The following is a 19,447-nucleotide window of genomic DNA, read 5'->3' as shown; positions in this document are numbered from 1 at the left end:
ATACATCCGGGCATGCGCGACGGGGACCTACATGGTTCCCGAGCCAGTATGGGCTTGTGCGATATTCGGTGTTTGCGGAAGCTACGCGAATCAGGGCCAAGGGCTGTCAGGCAGCAGAGTCCGGAGCCGCGAGCAGCGGCTTCGCGGAGCGGTGCTGGAACTTCCATCCGCCTTGCGTCCGGATGTAAGTGTCCTCATAAAGGGCCAGGTTGTCGTCTCGGCTTCCGTCGAGCCCGATCACGAAGGCATGACAGTAAATGGTGCCCGTTGCCTTGTCCCCGTCCACATCGATCAGGTGGTTCATCGTCAGGTGGGTGCAGGCGGTGAGACTTTCGATCAGCCCGGTGAACGAAGCACGGATTGCGTCGAGGCCGCGGGCTTCTTCCGGCGCTCCGAAGCCTCGGAGGTCAAAGACGGCATCTGCGGCAAAGAGAGCGACGATCTCCTCCAGCTGGAAAGTATCCACCGCACGTGAGTATTCATGGGTCAGCCGCCGTATCGCTTCGATGTCTAGGTCGGTGCCTTGTTGTGCATTTGCCATTACGGGCATATCTGCTCCTCATAGGTGGGGCATAGCTGCCCCGGTCGCGGCAATCTAAACCGCTATCGCGGATACATTTCATGCGTATGATTGACACCATATTGAAGGCAGAGGTGTAAGTCAACGGTTCCGGCTGACTCGAAGAAACCCCACGGAGCGGGACACATCGTTTGGACTGATAACCGCCCCGTAGCTGTATGGTCTCCGGCGTTGGCTGTGCCCGCAGCCTCAGCCGCGTCCTCGCCGCCGTCGCCGCTCTGGCCTCCTGACCGCGGCAGTGCCAGCATGTTGGTAGCAGTCCGGAGGCGCCCGGGGTCCGGGCAGAAGGAGGCACGGTCATGACCTACATCAGGAACTTCCGCGATGTGGGACCGGACGATCTCGCCCTGGCCGGCGGCAAGGGCGTTGGACTGGGCGGGCTGGTTCAGGCCGGGATGCCTGTCCCTCCGGGGTTTGTGCTGACCACCGCCGCCTACGCGGATTTTGTCGAGGCCAACCACCTCGGGGCCGGCATCCGGGAGCTCGCCGCGAGGTCTCCGCAGGCCACGCCGCAGGACTATGAGGACGCCTCGACGCGGATCCGCGTCCTGTTCTCCGGCGGAACCATGCCGGCAGCGATCGCAGCAGAACTCGACGCCGCCTACCGTCACCTCGGCGGCGGGGACAGGGACGGGGACACCGCAGTGGCGGTGCGCTCCTCCGCCACCGCCGAGGACCTTGCCTCGGCCAGCTTCGCCGGGCAACAGGACAGCTACCTCAACGTCCGCGGGGCGGAGGCTTTGGCCGCGGCCGTGAAGGACTGCTGGGCTTCGCTGTGGACGGCACGCGCCATGGCCTACCGCGCCCGCGAAGGCATCGCACCCGACGCGATCCGCCTCGCCGTCGTGGTCCAGCGGATGGTCGACGCCGGGGCAGCCGGAGTGATGTTCACCGCCAACCCGGCCAACGGCCGCCGCGACCAGCTCGCGATCAGTGCCGCGTGGGGCCTGGGCGAGTCCGTGGTCAGCGGCACGGTCAGCACGGACGACGTCGTCGTCGAGGCACGGACGGGCCGGGTGCTCACGCGCCGCACAGCCGACAAGGAAGTCATGACCGTCTACGCGGATCATGGCACCCGGGAGCAGCCGGTGCCGGCGGGCCGCCGTCGGGAGCCCGTTTTGGACGACCGGGCAGCCGCCGAGCTGGCCGGCTATGGCACACGGATCGCGGAGCATTTCGGGGCACCGCAGGACGTCGAATGGGCACGGGCCGGCGGCGCGTTCTTCATCCTGCAGTCCCGGCCCGTGACCGCGCTGCCTGAACCGGCGGCCGACACCCCGGATACCTGGCCGGTACCCTACCCGCACGGGCTGTACTTCCGGGCGAGCATCGTGGAGCAGCTGCCCGACCCGCTCTCACCGCTGTTTGCCGACCTTATAGACGGCTCGGTGTCCCGCTCGCTGCGGGCCCTGCTGGCCGAGGCCGTCGGCAAGAACGTCATCCGGGCGGACGACGTCGGGCTGCCCACCATCAACGGGTACGCCTATTACTTCTACCGCACCTCGGCAATGCGGCGGGTGATGGGCAAGTCGCTGAACGCGGTGCGGGCACTGGTCCGCGGCGAGGCCCACATGGGAGTGGCCGGGTGGCGGGACTTTTCACACCCCCGCTACGAGACGGTAATCAAGGACTGGTCAGCCAAGCCGGCCGCGGAGCTGACCGGTGCGGAATTGCTGGAGGGGGTGCAGACACTCCTGGACGCCGGCACGGTGTACTACACGGCGGTCCAGTCCATCATTCCGCTCGCCGCAACAAGCGAAATCACGTTCCGGACCTATTACGACAAGTTCGTCCGCCGCGACGGCGATCCCCCCGCCCAGACGTTCCTGCTCGGCTACGACAGCGAACCGATCCGCGCGGAGAAGTCGCTCTACGACCTCGCGGTCTGGGCCCGGGAAGTCCCGGGGCTGGCCGCGGCGATCCTTAATGCGCCCACCCCGGCGCTGGTGGAGTCGCAGCGCACCGGATTCCCGCCCGCCGGGATGGCCCCGGCGCCCTGGACGCAATGGCACGCCCGACTGCAGGACCACCTCGACCGGTTCGGCCATGCGGTCTACAACCTGGACTTCGCCAGCCCCGTACCGGCCGACGATCCCTCGGCCCTGCTGGAGACGGTGAAGTTCTACCTGCGCGGGCAGGGCAACGACCCGCACGAGCGCCAGCGGCACTCGGCCGCCCGCCGCGAGGAGGAAACCAGCCGCGCGGCCGACCGGCTCGGCCCGCGCCGCCGGGCCGCGTTCCTTCGACTGCTCCGCTGGGCGCAGCGTGCGGCCCCCATCCGCGAGGATGCGCTGGCCGACGTCGGCCTGGCCTGGCCGCTGCTGCGGCGGATGCTGTTCGAACTCGGACAACGGCTGGTGGACTCCGGTGTCATCGCCGGGCCCGCCGACGTGTTCTGGCTGCGCCACCGAGAGCTGCAAGGCGCCGTCGAGTTCGGCCTCGCCGCGCCGGGCGCGACGGCGGCCGTCACCATTACCGGGGCGGACCGGCCCGTTCGCTCCACCGCCGTCGAGGAGCGCAAGATGCTGTGGCGGGGCCAGGCCAGGGCCGCCGCGCCGCAACTGCTGCCGGAAAGCCGGTGGATGGAGCGGTCCTTCGGGGCCATGATGCCGGCGCGACCCCAGGACCAGACCGGCGACGTCATCAAGGGGGTCGGCGCCAGCTCGGGGCAGGTCACCGCTGCCGCCCGCGTCCTGACCGGGCCGCAGGATTTTAGCCGGATGGTGCCCGGCGACGTCCTGGTCGCCCGCATCACCACGCCGGCCTGGACCTCGCTGTTCGCGATGGCCTCCGCCGTGGTCACCGACGTCGGCGGCCCGTTGAGCCACAGCTCCATCGTGGCGCGGGAGTACGGCATCCCGGCGGTGCTCGGCACCGGCGTGGCCACGCAACGGATCACCAACGGCCAGCGAATCCGCGTCGACGGCGACGCCGGCACGGTCACGATCGAGCGGACGGACGTTCCCTAGGATGGACGCTTCCTAGAGTGAAAGTTTGAAGCCCACGTGCGACGCTTCGAAGCCGAGGCGCTGATAGAACCGGTGGGCAGCGGCCCGGGACTCATCAGACGTGAGCTGGATAAGTGTTGCACCGCGTCGGCGACCCTCGTCCATCGCCCACGTAATCATGGCGCCGCCAAGACCGTTGCCCCGAAGATCCGACCGAACGCGCACGGCTTCAATCTGCATTCTTGTGGCTCCGCCTCGGGCGAGTCCGGGGATGAACGTCAGTTGCATGGTCGCAGCAACTACGTTGTCGGTCGATACGACAGCGACCAGGAGCTGGGCGGGATCCGCGTCGATTGACTGAAATGCGAGATCGTAGGGGCGCCGGTCCCCGATCGCCACCGACTCGACGGCGGCTCTGAGCGGATCGGCTGCCAGGAGCCCAACAATCGACCCGACATCCGAGGCCTCGGCTTTCCGCAGAGTGAAAGTGCCTCCGGGCAGGTCCAGTTTGGTGGGAGTCATGTCCCGAGTATTCCATCCCGCGGTACGACGGCCCGAGAGTGACCCGGCAGCTCCTCTTCCTCAGCGCCGCTGCCGGAGGCCAGCGCTAGCCCGATTGGCCCGGGCCACCCGGCAGGCTGGCATCGACCGGGAAGGTCATGAACGCCGGCGTCTCGTACGGGTGCACGGACAGTGCGGCGCCGACGACGGCGTTGCGTCGGGAGCGCGGGTAAATGGCCTCGATCCGGGTTTCCGCCACTACCTCGGGGGAATTGACAACGCCGACGGCGGGGTTAGCGCCCGGCAGCGGCGTGAAGCGCCCGGTGCCTTCGAGGCTGAACGAGCAGTGCGAGTAGTTGCCCAGCCGGCCCGCCCCGGCGTTGCCAATGGCCTCCCGGACAGCCGGCGCGGCTCCGGTGGGAACGTAAATGACCAGACAATCAAATGGCTCCATGGCAGAAAGTCTGCCATGGAGCAGTTGTGCTCAACGCCGGCGGTAGGCGAGCTTCAGTGGGAGACCCCTTCGGGAAGGGGTGCGCGTGGAAACCCAACCGCCGTCGTCCACCCGACGAACTCCGACGGAGCCTCCATGACGACCGGCTCATTGTCGACGCCATTACCCAGCGGGATGACAACCGTGCCCGCGCCCTGAAACCATCCGCCGGGGCGAACAGAGCGACGAGGAGTGGGCCGGTCTCAACGAGGTGTTTTTTCCGGCCCGGACCCGGGGCGCGCCGGGGCGGCGGCGCAGCGTCGATGCTGTTGTTCGGCGTGGCCTTCCCCGACGGGTCAGGCCAGCGCGAGTTCGCAGCCGCACGGCTTGTTCGAGGGCACCGACGAGCCGTCCCCGCCGGTCCTCCTGATGCGGAACGGCGGCGGGAACGGCGGCGACGACGAATTTTCCGGCTCAGGCACACTCTGGCTCTGGCCGCTGCCGCCGGCCGGTGAGCTCCGCCTGGTCGCGCAATGGATGGACCGCGGCGTGGCGGAGTGCTCCATTATCCTTGACGGAACCAGGCTCCGTGACGCCGCCGGCGGGCAGAAAATTCTGGTAACCGCAGCCTCGCCGCCACCTAGGATCGGCCGCGGCGGCGAGCCCGGTCAGCTGCCGACGTAGGTCGCGAGGTGCTCGCCGGTGAGGGTGGAGCGGCCGGCGACGAGGTCCGCCGGGGTGCCCTCGAAGACGATCCGGCCGCCGTCGTGCCCCGCTCCCGGACCGAGGTCGATGATCCAGTCGGCGTGCGCCATGACGGCCTGGTGGTGCTCGATGACGACGACGGACTTGCCGGAGTCGACGAGCCGGTCGAGCAGGCCCAGCAGGTTCCGGACATCGGCAAGGTGCAGGCCGGTGGTGGGTTCGTCGAGGACGTAGACGTCACCCTTCTCCGCCATCTGGGTGGCCAGCTTGACGCGCTGCCGCTCACCGCCGGACAGGGTGGTGAGCGGCTGCCCGAGGGTGAGGTAGCCGAGCCCGACGTCGACCAGCCGGTCCAGGATCTTGTGCGCCGCCGGCGTGCGGGCCTCCCCGTCTGAAAAGAACCCCTCGGCTTCGGTCATCGACATGGCCAGCACTTCGGCGATGTTGCGGCCGGCCAGCTTGTATTCGAGCACGGACGCCAGGAATCTCCGGCCCTCGCAGTCCTCGCAGGTGGACTCGACGGTGGCCATCACACCGAGTTCGGTGAAGATGACACCCGCGCCGTTGCAGGTGGGGCAGGCGCCTTCGGAGTTGGAGCTGAACAGCGCCGGCTTCACGCCGTTGGCCTTGGCGAACGCCTTGCGGATCGGCTCGAGCAGGCCGGTGTACGTCGCGGGGTTGCTGCGCCGCGATCCCTTGATGGCACCCTGGTCGATGACCACCACGCCGTCCCGGCCGGCCACCGAGCCCTGGATCAGCGAGCTCTTGCCGGATCCGGCCACGCCGGTGAGCACGCACAGCACACCGAGCGGGATGTCGACGTCGACGTTCCGGAGGTTGTTGGTCGACGCGCCGCGGACCTCGAGCGCGCCCGACGGCGTACGCACCGTCTCCCTGACCGTCGCCCGGTCCTCGAAGTGGTGGCCGGTGATGGTGTCACTGACCCGCAGGCCCTCCACACTTCCCTCGAAGCAGACCCTGCCGCCCTCAGTGCCAGCACCGGGACCGAGGTCAACGACGTGGTCGGCGATGACGATGGTCTCCGGCTTGTGCTCGACGACGAGCACGGTGTTGCCCTTGTCCCGGAGCTGGAGCAGCAGCTGGTTCATCCGCTCGATGTCGTGCGGGTGCAGGCCGATGGTCGGCTCGTCGAAGACGTAGGTGATGTCCGTCAGGGATGAGCCCAGGTGCCGGATCATCTTGGTGCGCTGGGCCTCTCCCCCGGACAGGGTTCCCGCCGGCCGGTCCAGCGAGAGGTAGCCCAGCCCGATCTCGGCGAACGACTCAAGCAGATGCCGCAGGCCTTTGAGCAGCGGCGCGACCGAGGGCTCGTTGAGCCCGCGGACCCAGAGGGCCAGGTCGCTGATCTGCATCTGGCACAGTTCGGCGATGTTCTTGCCCTGGATTTTCGAGGACCTGGCCTCCGGGCTGAGCCGGGTGCCGTTGCACTCGGGGCAGGCCTGAAAGGTGATGGCGCGGTCAACGAAGGCCCGGATGTGGGGCTGCATCGCCTCGACGTCCTTGGAGAGCATCGATTTCTGGATCTTCGGGATCAGGCCCTCGTAGGTGAGGTTGATGCCCTCGACCTTGATCTTGGTTGGCTCCTTGTAGAGCAGGTCGTTCATTTCCTTTTTGGTGAATTTGGCGATCGGCTTGTCCATGTCGAAGCCGGCGCCGCTGAAGATGCGGCCATACCAGCCGTCCATGCTGTAGCCAGGGATCGTCAGGGCACCGCCTGCGAGCGACTTGCTGTCGTCGTAGAGCGCGGTGAGGTCGAAATCGGAGACTGAGCCCATGCCCTCGCACCGCGGGCACATGCCGCCCAGGTAGACGGCGTTCTGGACGACGCTTTTCTCCACCCGCCCGCTCTTCTCGGTGCTCATCACCCCGCTCGCCTTCCGCGTCGGGACGTTGAAGGAGAACGCCGTGGGCGGCCCCACGTGCGGGGATCCGAGCCGACTGAAGAGGATCCGGAGCATGGCGTTGGCGTCGGTGGCCGTGCCCACGGTGGAGCGGGGGTTCGCGCCCATCCGCTCCTGGTCGACGATGATCGCCGTCGTCAGCCCCTCCAGGAAGTCGACGTCGGGCCGTGCCAGATTGGGCATGAAGCCCTGCACAAAGGCGCTGTAGGTTTCGTTGATCATCCGCTGCGACTCCGCGGCGATGGTGGCGAACACGAGCGAGCTTTTGCCCGAGCCGGAGACCCCGGTGAACACCGTCAGACGGCGTTTCGGGATCTCGATGCTGACGTCCTTGAGGTTGTTCTCGCGGGCGCCCTGCACGCGGATCAGGTCGTGGCTGTCGGCAATATGCGGCTCGGTGTTTCCCATGACGGTCATGCTAGCAGCGGCCCGGGCGGCGCCGGGTTTGACGGCGCCAGGTGGCCTGGCCGGCAAAACGTCCCAGCTAGGCGGAGCGCCCGTCGAGCGTGTCCTGGATGCGGCGCGCCACTTCGGCGGTGGGGGTGGATCGGGGGAAAACGGCCACGACGAGGTCATCGCTGGCGGGGGCGGCGGATGTGTCAGCCGGGGACAGTACGCCGAAGATGCGGCGGACTGTCCGCAGTTCGTTTTTCAGGTCCTGGAGGGAACCGCGGGGGGAATCCAGCATCATTTCGCGCAGCACGTAGTTGTGCGTGGCGGTGACAGCTGCGGCGAACCGGATCGCGTCAAGTGTCGCCAGGCTTGGGAGGGACTGCCGGAGGTAGTCCGAAAAAAGGCGCTCGTAGCGGGACACCATGATCGTTTCCCGGTCCCGGAGCGCGGGCACCGCCTGCACCACTTGGTAGCGTTTCTGGGCTATTTCCCGGCGTTCAGAAAACCTTCCAAAGACAAGTGCCGCGGCCTGGCATACCGCTTCCCACGGATCGGGATGCCTCCGGGCCAGATAGCTGCCCAGCTCATCTAGCAAGGCCTCGTGGTCCGCAAAGATCACGTCTTCCTTGGCGCGGAACTGGCGGAAGAAGGTGCTCCGGGAGATCCCGGCGGCCTGGGCAATTTCCTCGACGCTGGTGGGGTCGTAGCCGTTGCCGGTGAACAGGTCCAGGGCGGCCTCGGCCACCTCGGAACGGAAATTACCCACTGATGCCATCCCGGTACAGTAGCAGCGCATCGCCCTGTCCCCCGCCGCCGCAGAGTGCGACGGCGGCTTTGCCGCTGCCGCGGCGGACCAGCTCATGGACGGCGGAGACGACGAGCCGCGCCCCGGAGGCGCCGATCGGATGTCCGATGGCGATGGCGCCTCCGTTGACGTTCACCTTGTCCAAACCGACACCCAGGTCGGCCGCGGAGTGTGCAACCACCGATGCGAAGGCCTCGTTGATCTCCACGAAGTCGAGGTCAGCGGGCGTCCAGCCCGCGCGGGCCAGTGCCGCGGTGATGGCCTGCGCCGGTTTGTCGGGCAGCGTCGTGTCGGGCCCGGCAATCTGCCCGGCGGGGCCGACGACGGCGAGCACCTCGAGTCCGTTGGTCTCGGCGTACGCGCGGCTCACCAGCACGACGGCGGCACCGCCGTCGCTTAGCGGCGAGGCATTTCCGGCCGTGACGGTGCCGGTGGCTGTGAAGGCGGGCTTCAGCCCGGCCAGCACCTCCAGCGTGGTCTGGGGGCGGACCCCCTCGTCGGTGCTGACCAGCGTGGGTGAGCTGCGCTTCTGCGGCACCGAAACGGGGGCTATCTCGGCGTCGAACAGCCCTTCGGCCTGGGCCGCGGCCGCACGCTGGTGCGACAGTGCCGCGATCCGGTCCTGCGCTGCGCGGGAAACCTGAAGTTCCCCGTTGGCGCGGTCTGTGGCAATTCCCATGATCTCGTCGTCGAAGGCATCGGTCAGTCCATCGTGGCTGGCTGAGTCCAAGGCCGTGACATTGCCGTAGAGGTAACCGGCGCGCGAGCGGGCCAGCAGGTGCGGCGCCTGGCTCATGGATTCCTGGCCGCCGGCCACGACGACGTCCGCCTCGCCCAGCCGCAGCAGCCTGACGCCTTCGATGATGGCCGTCAACCCGGAGAGGCACACCTTGTTCACCGTGACGGCGGGGGTTTTGAGAGGTATTCCTGCCGCCACGGAGCTTTGGCGTGCAGGGTTCTGGCCCGCGCCGGCGGTCAGTACCTGGCCCAGGATGACGGCGTCGACGGCGGCCGGTTCGATTCCGGAGCGTTCCAGGGCCGCTGCGATGGCGGAAGCGCCAAGCTGCACGGCGCTCAGGGCGGCGAGTTGGCCCATCAGTTTTCCCTGCGGCGTGCGGGCCGCGCCCACAATGACGATGTCCTGCTGGCTCATTTGGCGGCTTTCTGGCTGGGGGCCGTGGCGCTGATGCCCAGGGCGCGGAGCTGGGACTTCAGGACTTTTCCGGTGGAGTTGTGCGGGAGTTCGTCGGGGAAGATGACTCGGTCCGGCACCTTGAATCCGGAGAGCAGGCCCTGGACGTGCGAGCGGATTTCCTCGGCTGTGACCGGGGTGGAGTTGCTGCGGATGACAAAGGCAACCGGGCGTTCGCCCCATTTCTCGTGCGGGACGCCGATCACGGCGACGTTTAATACTGCAGGGTGGCTGCTGATGGCTTGCTCCACCTCAATGGTGGAGATGTTCTCTCCGCCGGAGATGATGATGTCCTTGGCCCGGTCCTTGAGCTGGATGTAGCCGTCCGGATGCATCACGCCGAGGTCTCCGGTGTGGAACCAGCCGCCGGCGAAGGCTTCGGCCGTGGCCTCGGGATCCTTGAAATATCCGAGCATTACGTTGTTGCCCCGCAGCACGATTTCGCCCAGTGTGGTGCCGTCCGCCGGGACGTCGAGCATGTCCAGGTCCACGATGCGCGCCGTCTCGGCCTGCAGCATCCCCACTCCTTGCCGTGAGATCTTCACGGCCCGCTCCTGCGGGGACAGCTCATCCCACTCGGACTGGTACTCGCAGATGGTGTAGGGGCCGTACACCTCGGTCAACCCGTAGACGTGGACCACGCTGATCCCGAGTGAGTCCAGGGAAGTGATGATGGCGGGCGACGGCGGGGCGCCCGCCGTCGTGATCCGCAGCGCGGTCAGCTGGTGCGCCTGGGGCGCTTCGGCAATGATGCTGCACACCGTGGGGGCGCCGCAGAGGTTGGTGACGCCGAGTGTGTCGATGGCGTCCCAGACTGCATCCTCGCGCACGGCACGCAGGCAGATGTGGACACCCGCCACGGCGGTCACGGCCCACGTCGTGCACCAGCCGTTGCAGTGGAACATCGGAAGCGTCCACAGGTAGCGGGTGTCGCCGGTGAACTGGTTGTGGATGGTTTCCCCGAGGGAGTTCAGGTAAGCCCCGCGATGTGAATACAGCACGCCCTTGGGCCTGCCCGTTGTCCCTGAGGTGTAGTTCAGCGTGATGGGAGTGCGTTCGTCCTGGACTCCCCACGCGAGATCTGTCTCCCGGCCAGCCGACGCAGCGAGGAAATCCGCATAGAGGGTGGCGCCGATCCCCGCCGGAACCTCCGGATAGGGGATGGTGCTGTCGGGCACTTCGATTACGCCGGCCAGCTGGGTCGGGCCAAGATCCAGTCCCGCCACGGTGCCGAGCAGTTCCGAATCGGCAAACAGCAGCCTGGCTTCGGAATGCTCCAGGATGTACTGGAGTTCCCGGGCGGTCATCCGCGTGTTCAGTGCCACGAGGACGCCCCCGGCGAGCGGAACGGCGTAGTGGGCAATCAGCAGTTCAGGCACATTGGGACACAGGAAGGCTACCCGGTCCCCCGGCTGGATCTTGCTCCTGATCGCCTTGGCCAGCTGTTGGGCTTCGGCGGCGAATTCAGCATAAGTGTAGGAGCGGTCGCCGTGGATGATCGCCGTCCTCTGTCCGAAGACCTCGGCGGAGCGCTGGAGGAACCGCAGGGGGCTCAGCGGAGTTTCGTTGGGAAGCTCGGTTGCAGTCATCGCGGGTCCTTTAGGCGAAGGCGCTATGTCCGGTGACATCGCGGCCGATCAATAGGGTCTGAATGCTTTGCGTGCCTTCATAGGTATGGATGGATTCGATGTCCAGCAGGTGCCGGACCACGTGGTTTTCCAGAAGGATGCCGTTGCCGCCCAGCATGTCACGGGCAATGGAGGCCAGCTCGCGGGCCTTGCGGGTGTTGTGGTACTTGGCCATCGCGGCCTGGGTGGGGCGCATCAGGCCGGCAGCATCAAGGCCCGCCAGGTGGAAACAATGCAGCTGCATGCTGGTCAGCTCCGAGAGCATGTAGGTCAGCCGTTCCTGGACCAGCTGGAACTTTGCCAGCGGCTTGCCGAACTGGGTCCGCTGCGTGGCATAGTTCAGCGCGGCTTCGTAGACAGCGGTGGCGTGGCCCAGGGCCGACCACGCGACGCCCAGCCGGGTGGCAACCAGGACCTTGGAGGTGTCCTTGAACGTACGCACGCCGGGGAGCAGATTGGCCTCCGGGATGCGGACATTGTTCAGCCTGATCCGGGCCTGGTGGATGGCGCGGAGCGACGCCTTCCCGGTCATGGTTTCGGCCTCGTACCCCTCGCGGTCCTGCTCCACCAGGAAGCCGCGGACGTCGCCGGCGTCATCGCGGGCCCAGACCACGGTGACATCCCCCACCGAGCCGTTGCCGATCCACTTCTTCTCGCCGTTGAGGACGTACTCCCCGCCGTCGAGGGTGGCGGTGGTTTCCAGTGCCACGGAATCCGAGCCGTGGTCGGGTTCCGTCAGGGCGAAGGCGCCGAGCTTTTCGCCCCGGCCCAGCGGGCCAAGCCAGGTGGCGCGCTGCGCGTCCGAACCGAACAGAGCGATCGAGCGCATTGCCAGCCCGCCCTGGACCGCGATCACGGTACCCAGCGAGCCGTCCCCGCGGGAGACTTCCATGTTGACCAGTCCGGCGCCCAGTGGCGACATCAGGTCCAGGCCTTCGACGTCAATGCCGTCGGCCAGCAGGTTCAGGCTGCCCATCCGCTTGGCCAGGTGGGCAGGGAACTCGGCGCGCTCCCAGTAGTCGTTCATCTGCGGCAGGGCCTCCGCGGTGAAGGCCCTGGCGCGGTCCCAGACTGCACGGTCGGCGGCGGGGATATTCGCGAAGACGGAGTAGTAGTCGGTGTCGAGGGGTTCGGCGACGTCATAGTCGGGCATGGCTTGCATCCTTAGCGGAGGGATAGGGAAAGGGGGGCGGGAAGGAGGGCCGGCAGGCGGCATTTGGACGGTCCGCGTCTGTGGCTATCGGGCGAATCCGGTGCCGGGGTGGAATTCCTGTCCCCACACGTGCCGGGAGGCGCCGCTGAGGTCAAGCATCGGCGTGAGGCCGCCCTGGTGCGCCGGGAAGTTGGCACCGAGCAGCATGCACAAATCCACTTCCGCCGGTCCGGCCACCACATTTTCGGCGAGCATCAGGCCCACCTCCTCCGCCAGGGCGTCCAGGATCCGTGCCCTGATGGACTCGGCATCGGGCGCCGCCGCGCCGACGTCGGCATCCGCCAACAGGGCGGCCGCCTCGGGAAGCAGGGTGCCCGTCTTGTCGAGATAGCCGCGCAGGCCCGCCTTTGCCAGGGCGGCGAGGCTGGTGCTGACGTAAAAGCGGTCCGGGTAGGCGGCGTGCATGGTCTCGCAGATATGCAGCTGGACGGCGGGTCCGATGAAACCCAGCAGGGTCAGCGGCGTCATGGGCAGGCCCAGCGGATCCAGGGCGTGGTCCGCCAGTTGGAGATCGGCGCCGTCGTCAATGATCCGGAGAAGTTCGCAGAACAGCCGGCTCAGGATCCGGTTCACAACAAAGCCCGGCGTGTCCGTAACCAGGACGGCCGTCTTGCCCAGCAGCCGGGCGAGCGAACAGGCAGTGGCGACGCTGACGTCGTCGTTGTCGTCGGTGCTGATGATTTCCACCAGCGGCAGCACAGCCACCGGGTTGAAGAAGTGCAGTCCCACCAGGCGTTCCGGATTGGCCAGGCCTTGACCAATTGCTGCCACGGAAAGCGAAGAAGTGTTGGTCAGCAGCAGCGCATCAGCGCGGAGCAGGGGCTCTATCTCGGCGAAGACGGCGCGTTTGACGCTCAGCTCCTCGTACACGGCCTCAATGACCACGTCGCAGTTCCGGTATTCGCGCTTATCCACCGTTCCGCGGACCAGACTGCCAAGTTCCCGCGCGGCCGGCTCTGTGAGCTGATTCCGCAGAACCTGCTTGTCCAGGTGTCCGGCGATCCAGCTAAGTGCCCCGGCCACCTTTTCCTGGGACAGGTCGGTGATCAGGACCGGGACACCAAGCTGTTTGGCGAAGAGCAAAGCAAGCTGGCTGGCCATGAGCCCGGCGCCGAGGACGCCAACGCTGCGGACAGGTCTCGGGTCCGCGCCGGGCACGCCCTGCGGCGTTTGGCGTTCGGCGGCCAGAAGGGCCGCCCCGTACGCGCTGGGCGACATCTCAGGGATGAGGGAGACAGCTGTGCCGGCCCCCGCGGGCGTGGCAGTTTCAACGACGTTGTCAGGAACCATGTGACCGTTTTATCGCGAAACTGCGTGTCACGTCAAGTGATACTGAGTTTCAGACTATTGCTACTCCCCGCCGGCCAGCGCCTGCCGTTGCGGCCACAGCGTCACGGACTCCAGCGCGGACAGTGCCCGGGCCACGGCCTGGGACTCCGCCGTAAACAGATGCCCGTGGACTCGCTGGCTGCACAGCCTGAGTGCCTGGCCGCGGTCCAGGCCGAACCAGTCCATCACCGTATCGATGCCGTGCGGGCTGAGCCGCCAGGTCTTGTCCGCGTCCTTGACGATCGCGTCCTCGATCGAGATCGCCTCGCGGCGGGAATCGTGGCCATCGATGATGTCCAGGATCGCAGGCACCTTTCCGGCGTCGTACCCGGCCTCGGCAAGGATCCCGGCGGCGAGCCTGGCGCCTTCCTTCTCGTGCAGCAGCACCAGATCCGGCCTTCCGCCGCCGGGCGCTATGGCCTGAAGGACCTCCGCGGGCGGCACCTGGGACCAGCCGATGTCGTGCAGCATGATCGCGGGGAGGACGACGGCGGCGTCCGCCGCCGGGTGCGCCTCGAGCAGGGCCCGGGCCAGCCCGACTGCGTAGAGCGTGTGGGCGTCGTTGTCGCGGACCTTCAGATACGGCGCCGCAAGATTCCAGATCGCCGCCAGTTGCGGGTCGAGGGCGATGACGCCGTCGGGTTCCGCCTCGATCCCTGCGGAGATGTCCAGGCCGGAAAAATTGGCGTCGGGCTGCAGTTTGGTCATCCTGCCAGCGTGCCCGCCGAACCGGCCGCGGGCAAGAAAACCTTCCGCCCAGCGGAACCAGAAAGGGCCGGCCGGTCGACCGGCCGACCCACTGGTCTGGCTCCTTGCCGCGCGGGACTACCCCAGCGTTGCGCGCTGCCCTTCGAAGTTTTCACATCGCTGTCTCTCCGAGCACCGCATGGAACTGCAGAGGTCCCCCGGGGTTTCACCTGCGGGCCATTCGGCGGCCCCCTGCTGCTCACCCGTGCTCACAACACTGACAGGGACCGTTCACCACTTGACTTTGTTCAGCCCGGGAGGATCTCCATGACATTTCGCATTTTTGCCGCCGCCGGCCTTGCCGTGCTCACGGCCGCCACTACACTCGCGCCGGCCCACGCAGCTCCTGTCCCGCCCGAGGAGACCGCGCAGGAATCCTTCAGCTTTGGCATGATCGGGGACATCCCCTACGGCCAGCGGGAAGCCGAACTGTTCCCCTCGCGGATCGGGGACATCAACGCCGATCGGGATCTCGACTTCGTGGCCCACGTCGGCGACATCAAGAACGGCTCCTCGGCCTGCACTGATGAGTACTTCGCCGGGATCCGTGCCGCTTTCGACACGTTCGAGCACCCCCTGGTCTACAGTCCGGGCGACAACGAGTGGGTGGACTGCCACCGGGAAAACAACGGCGCCTACAATCCCCTGGAACGCCTGGACAAACTGCGACAGGTCTTCTTCCCGACCTCCGGAAAGACCCTCGGCGCGACCATGCCGGTCAAGTCGCAAGACGCTCTCGGCCTGCCCGAGAACGTCCGCTTCACCCGCAACCGGGTGGCCTTCTCCGTGCTAAATATCCAGGGCAGCAACAACTCGCTGCAGCCCTGGACCGGGCTAGGCCGCACCGAAACCACGCCGGAACAGAAGGCTGAAGCCGAACACCGGATCGACGCCGCCGTCGACCAGCTGCGTAATACCTTCAGCGACGCAACCCGGCGCAATGACCGGGCCGTGGTAATCATGACCCAGGCCGACATGTTCGACCCCTCGCTGCTGGCCGCCGCCACTGCGGACCCGGCCGCCATGTCCGGCTTCCGGGAAATCATCGACACCCTGGTCCAGGAAACCAACAATTTCGACGCCCCGGTGTACCTGGTCAACGGCGACAGCCACGTCTACGCCGAGGACAAGCCCTTGGGAGGCGCTTCACCCTGGCTTCAGGTCTACGGCCAGGACACTGCCGCCGATGACCTACAACGCATCACCGTTGACGGCTCCGCCAATGCCACCAACTATGTGAAGTTCACCGTGGCAGCGAACAGCGAGGCCACTGGGGAAGTGCTCGACTGGACGAAGGTTCCCTTCACGAAATGACCTGAACGGACCGGCGGCGGGGGTGACCCTAGGGCATATCGACACCGAAGCGCCCGTTCCGGCGGCCCGCGGCGCCAGGCCGGGGCAACGGAATATGGAAGGGCCCGGCCGGTTCAAACCGGCCGGGCCCCTCCCCTGAATGCTTGTCGCCGCGTCTGGACTACCCCAGCGTGGCGGTGTCAATCACGAAGCGGTACCGCACGTCGGAGGCCAGCACGCGCTCGTAGGCGTCGTTGATCTTCCCGGCCGGGATGACCTCGATTTCGGCGCCAAGTTCGTGCTTGGCGCAGAAGTCCAGCATTTCCTGGGTCTCCCGGATGCCGCCGATCAGCGAGCCGGCGAAGGAACGGCGTCCGCCAATCAGCGAGAAGACGTTGAGCGAGAGCGGCTCGGCCGGGGCGCCGACGTTGACCATGGCGCCGTCGACGGCCAGCAGCGACAGGTAGGCGTTCAGGTCGATCTTCGCGCTGACAGTGTTCAGGATCAGGTCGAAGGAGCCGGCGAGCTGTTCGAACGTGGAGGGCTCGTTGGTGGCGAAGTAGTGGTCCGCGCCGAGGCGCAGGCCGTCCTCCTGCTTCTTCAGCGACTGCGAGAGCACGGTGACCTCGGCGCCCATCGCGTGCGCGATCTTGACGGCGACGTGGCCGAGGCCGCCGAGGCCGACGATGGCGACCTTCTTGCCGGGGCCGGCGCCCCAGTGGTTCAGCGGGGAGTAGGTGGTGATGCCGGCGCAGAGCAGCGGCGCCGCGACGTCGAGCTCCAGGGCCTCCGGAATCCGCACTACGAAGTCCTCGGTGACCACAACATGCGTGGAGTATCCGCCTTGGGTGACGGTCCCGTCGCGGTCGACAACACCGTAGGTCCCGATGTTGCCCTTGACGCAGAACTGCTCTTCGCCTTTCAGGCAGTTCACGCATTCGCGGCACGAGTTGACCATGCAGCCGACGCCGACCCGGTCGCCGACGGAGTGCTTGGTGACGGCCGAGCCGACCTCGGCGACGATGCCGGCGATTTCGTGGCCCGGGACCAGCGGGTAGCTGGCCGGTCCCCAGTCGCCGCGGGCGGTGTGGATGTCCGAGTGGCAGATGCCGGCGAACTTGATGTCGATCAGGACGTCGTTCGGGCCAACGTCCCGTCGCTCGATCGTGGTGGGAACCAGTGGTTCCGTCGCGGAGGTGGCGGCGTAAGCATTAACGGTAAGCATGGATCTCCTGCTTGTGGATGGTTTTTGGGGGGTGCCCCGGCGTAGCACCGGTCAGGTGCGGCCTTTCGGCCCGGACGTCATCGGGGGCACTATCCATCAAACACCATTCAGGTTCCCGTGAGGGAGGCCCTGCTGAAAGGGGTACTGGCAGGGACTCCCTCCCCAGCCCGCACCCTCTACCGTTGGAGGTATGGACAACCAGAGCGAGACCCGGGACTTCCTTGCCACCCGGCGGGCGAAAATCACCCCCGAACAGGCGGGCCTGCCGGTCTACGGCGGGAACCGCCGCGTCCCCGGGCTGCGCCGTGGGGAGGTGGCGATGCTGGCGGGCGTCAGTGTCGAGTATTACACCCGGCTGGAACGCGGAAACCTCTCCGGCGTGTCCGAGGGTGTGCTGGAAGCCCTGGCGAGGGCACTGCAGCTCGATGAGGCGGAGCAGGCGCACCTGTTCGATCTGGCCCGGGCCGCCAGTACCAGCCGCAAGCCGCAGCGCCGGCGGCCCACGGCCCAGCCGGTCCGTGCGGGCGTCCAACTGATGCTTGACGCGATCACCAATGCCCCGGCGTTTGTGCGCAATGGCCGGATGGACATCCTTGCCGCCAACCGGCTCGGCTTCGCCCTGTACTCGGAGATGTACGTCAGCCCGGTCCGGCCCGCCAACCACGCCCGGTTCATCTTCCTGGACGACCGTTCCTTCGGGTTTTATCCGGACTGGGAGCGCGCCGCGAATGACACGGTGGCGATCCTGCGCACCGAGGCCGGCCGGGACCCCTACGACCGGGGCCTGACCGACCTGGTGGGTGAACTGTCCACCCGCAGCGAGGAGTTCCGGACCCGGTGGGCGGCTCACAACGTGCGCCTGCACTACTCCGGCCTCAAGCACCTCCGGCACCCCGTGGTCGGGGACCTCCACCTGATGTATGAGGCCCTTGATCTATCGGCCGACGCCGGGCTGTCGCTGCTCGTTTACACCGCTGAGCCCGGTTCATCCACCGAGGACGCCGTGCGGCTGCTGGCCAGCTGGGCCGCTACGCAAGAGTCGGCTCACCCGCTGAAGCAAGGCTAAGGGCCATGGCTAGGTGCCGGCCACGATGCGGCCGATGATCAGGCGCATGATCTCGTTGCTGCCTTCGAGGATCTGGTGGACCCGCAGGTCCCGGGCGATCTTCTCCAGCCCGTACTCGGAGAGGTAGCCGTAGCCGCCGTGGAGCTGGATCGCGTTGTTGGCGACGTTGAACCCGGCATCCGTGGCGACCCGCTTAGCCATGGCGCAGAGCTTGACGGCGTCGGGCGCGCCGCGGTCCAGCGCGTCCGCTGCCCGCCAGAGAAGCGTCCGGGCGGTCACTAGCTCGGTTTCCATGTCGGCCAGCTGGAACAGCAGTGCTTGCTGGTTGATCAGCGGACCGCCGAACGCTTCGCGTTCCTTGAGGTAGGCCACCGACTTGTCCAGGGCAGTCTGACCGCCGCCCAGGGAGCAGGCGCCCATGTTGATGCGGCCTCCGTTGAGCCCCTTCATCGCGATCCCAAATCCGCTGCCTTCCTCGCCGAGGCGGTTGGCAACGGGAACCCGGACATTGTCGAAAATGACCTGGCGGGTCGGCTGGGCGTTCCATCCCATCTTTTTCTCGTTCGGACCGAACGATAGGCCCGGAGTTTCCGCCGGGACGACGATGGCCGTGATGCCGCGGTTTCCGGTGTCGGCGGTGCGGGCCATCACGATGTAGAAACTGGATGATCCCGCACCGGAGATGAACTGTTTGACGCCGTTGAGCACGTAGTCTTCGCCGTCGCGCACTGCCTTGGTGCTCAGCGCGGCAGCGTCGGAGCCGGCGCCCGGTTCGGTAAGGCAGTAGCTGCCCAGCGCTTCCATCGAGGCCAACTGCGGGACCCACTGGGCGCGCTGTTCATCGTTGCCGAACGAGTCGATCATCCAGACCACCATGTTGTGGATGGAGATGTAGGCGGCAATCGTCGGATCGGCCTTGGCCAGTTCCTCGAAGATCAGCACCGCATCGCTGCGCGTGAGCCCGGAGCCGCCGAACTGCTCCTGGACGTAGATGCCGCCCATACCCAGGGCGCCGGCTTCGCGCAGCACGTCCACCGGGAAGTGTTTGGTCTCGTCCCATTTCGCGGCGTTCGGCGCCAGAGCCCCGTTGGCGAAGTCCCGCACCATCGCAACCAGCGACTGCTGGTCCTCGTTGAGTTCAAACATACCCAGTCCTCCGAAGCGTAGATTTTGACCCAATGTAGTACGACTGGCCAATAATTACTAGGACTTCCTACTATATTTTCCTCCCGAACCCCCTACGGACCCGACGTGGCCCCGGTCCCCCGCTGCTTGATGGCTCAAGTTGCGCAGCGCGCCGGGGGTGAGCAAGAGCGCCAAGGATGCGACCACGAAGCAGACGAAGTAGATCACGACCGGGAAGCGGCTCGCCCGGGCTGACTGACAAGACGTGAGGCGCCACACTTTTAGTTGACTTTTCAAGCATTAGTGCCAAACTAGATGCATACACATATAAACGCGTATTGC

At 66.8% G+C, this 19,447-nt stretch carries 16 protein-coding genes; 4 read left to right on the top strand and 12 right to left on the bottom strand.

Annotated features, from left to right (window positions below):
* Positions 1 to 106: 106 nt before the first annotated feature.
* Entirely contained in the window at positions 107 to 550 is a 444-nt protein-coding gene (locus AC50X9_RS05385; protein WP_494891061.1) for a nuclear transport factor 2 family protein, read from the bottom strand.
* A gap of 329 nt (positions 551 to 879) precedes the next feature.
* Between AC50X9_RS05385 and AC50X9_RS05380 the strand changes: the two genes are divergently transcribed.
* The gene (locus AC50X9_RS05380; protein ID WP_494891059.1) at positions 880 to 3,549 is read left to right on the top strand and encodes a PEP/pyruvate-binding domain-containing protein; all 2,670 of its coding nucleotides are present in this window, start codon (positions 880 to 882) and stop codon (positions 3,547 to 3,549) included.
* Positions 3,550 to 3,561: 12 nt separating this feature from the next.
* On the opposite strand, the gene AC50X9_RS05375 is transcribed toward AC50X9_RS05380, so the two are convergent.
* Both AC50X9_RS05375 and AC50X9_RS05370 read right to left on the bottom strand, forming a co-directional pair.
* Positions 3,562 to 4,050: a GNAT family N-acetyltransferase gene (locus tag AC50X9_RS05375; protein WP_494891057.1), complete on the bottom strand. Its 489-nt coding sequence runs from the start codon at positions 4,048 to 4,050 to the stop codon at positions 3,562 to 3,564.
* 85 nt (positions 4,051 to 4,135) lie between these two features.
* Positions 4,136 to 4,483, bottom strand: a complete 348-nt coding sequence (locus AC50X9_RS05370; RefSeq protein ID WP_494891055.1) for a hypothetical protein — start codon at positions 4,481 to 4,483, stop codon at positions 4,136 to 4,138.
* Between the two features lie 366 nt (positions 4,484 to 4,849).
* Between AC50X9_RS05370 and AC50X9_RS05365 the strand changes: the two genes are divergently transcribed.
* Complete coding sequence (locus AC50X9_RS05365; protein WP_494891053.1) at positions 4,850 to 5,146, top strand: hypothetical protein; 297 nt, start codon at positions 4,850 to 4,852, stop codon at positions 5,144 to 5,146.
* Here AC50X9_RS05365 and AC50X9_RS05360 read toward each other — a convergent pair.
* From AC50X9_RS05360 to AC50X9_RS05330, 7 genes are all read right to left on the bottom strand, one after another.
* Positions 5,131 to 7,497: an ATP-binding cassette domain-containing protein gene (locus AC50X9_RS05360; RefSeq protein ID WP_494891052.1), complete on the bottom strand. Its 2,367-nt coding sequence runs from the start codon at positions 7,495 to 7,497 to the stop codon at positions 5,131 to 5,133. The two genes, AC50X9_RS05365 and AC50X9_RS05360, sit on opposite strands and share 16 nt — an antisense overlap.
* Before the next feature lie 76 nt (positions 7,498 to 7,573).
* Complete coding sequence (locus AC50X9_RS05355) at positions 7,574 to 8,257, bottom strand: TetR/AcrR family transcriptional regulator (protein WP_494891050.1); 684 nt, start codon at positions 8,255 to 8,257, stop codon at positions 7,574 to 7,576.
* Complete coding sequence (locus tag AC50X9_RS05350) at positions 8,241 to 9,440, bottom strand: acetyl-CoA C-acetyltransferase (RefSeq protein ID WP_494891048.1); 1,200 nt, start codon at positions 9,438 to 9,440, stop codon at positions 8,241 to 8,243. Before AC50X9_RS05350 ends, AC50X9_RS05355 begins: the two co-directional genes overlap by 17 nt.
* On the bottom strand, positions 9,437 to 11,068 hold the full coding sequence (locus AC50X9_RS05345) for an AMP-binding protein (protein ID WP_494891046.1): 1,632 nt from the start codon (positions 11,066 to 11,068) through the stop codon (positions 9,437 to 9,439). Before AC50X9_RS05345 ends, AC50X9_RS05350 begins: the two co-directional genes overlap by 4 nt.
* A 10-nt stretch (positions 11,069 to 11,078) precedes the next feature.
* Positions 11,079 to 12,269, bottom strand: coding sequence for an acyl-CoA dehydrogenase family protein (locus tag AC50X9_RS05340; protein ID WP_494891044.1), 1,191 nt, complete (start codon positions 12,267 to 12,269; stop codon positions 11,079 to 11,081).
* A gap of 75 nt (positions 12,270 to 12,344) precedes the next feature.
* Positions 12,345 to 13,610 carry a 3-hydroxyacyl-CoA dehydrogenase family protein gene (locus AC50X9_RS05335; protein ID WP_494891042.1) on the bottom strand — a complete coding sequence of 422 codons (1,266 nt, stop codon included), beginning with the start codon at positions 13,608 to 13,610 and terminating at the stop codon, positions 12,345 to 12,347.
* A 60-nt stretch (positions 13,611 to 13,670) separates the two neighbouring features.
* Positions 13,671 to 14,357 (bottom strand): HD domain-containing protein, encoded by a 687-nt coding sequence (locus AC50X9_RS05330; protein WP_494891040.1) that lies wholly within the window; start codon positions 14,355 to 14,357, stop codon positions 13,671 to 13,673.
* A gap of 306 nt (positions 14,358 to 14,663) precedes the next feature.
* On the opposite strand from AC50X9_RS05330, the gene AC50X9_RS05325 reads away from it, so the two are divergent.
* Positions 14,664 to 15,710 carry a hypothetical protein gene (locus AC50X9_RS05325; protein WP_494891039.1) on the top strand — a complete coding sequence of 349 codons (1,047 nt, stop codon included), beginning with the start codon at positions 14,664 to 14,666 and terminating at the stop codon, positions 15,708 to 15,710.
* A 160-nt stretch (positions 15,711 to 15,870) separates the two neighbouring features.
* Here the strand turns inward: AC50X9_RS05325 and AC50X9_RS05320 are convergent, their stop codons facing one another.
* On the bottom strand, positions 15,871 to 16,914 hold the full coding sequence (locus AC50X9_RS05320) for an NAD(P)-dependent alcohol dehydrogenase (RefSeq protein ID WP_494891037.1): 1,044 nt from the start codon (positions 16,912 to 16,914) through the stop codon (positions 15,871 to 15,873).
* 190 nt (positions 16,915 to 17,104) lie between these two features.
* On the opposite strand from AC50X9_RS05320, the gene AC50X9_RS05315 reads away from it, so the two are divergent.
* Positions 17,105 to 17,980: a helix-turn-helix transcriptional regulator gene (locus tag AC50X9_RS05315; RefSeq protein ID WP_494891035.1), complete on the top strand. Its 876-nt coding sequence runs from the start codon at positions 17,105 to 17,107 to the stop codon at positions 17,978 to 17,980.
* A 9-nt stretch (positions 17,981 to 17,989) separates the two neighbouring features.
* Here AC50X9_RS05315 and AC50X9_RS05310 read toward each other — a convergent pair whose 3' ends face one another.
* Positions 17,990 to 19,126, bottom strand: a complete 1,137-nt coding sequence (locus tag AC50X9_RS05310; protein WP_494891033.1) for an acyl-CoA dehydrogenase family protein — start codon at positions 19,124 to 19,126, stop codon at positions 17,990 to 17,992.
* Between the last annotated feature and the right edge of the window lie 321 nt (positions 19,127 to 19,447).

It is taken from the genome of Pseudarthrobacter sp. HLT1-3 (genome assembly GCF_059383535.1).
Note: the sequence above shows the minus strand (reverse complement) of the source record. Positions and strands in the feature narration are given on the sequence as shown.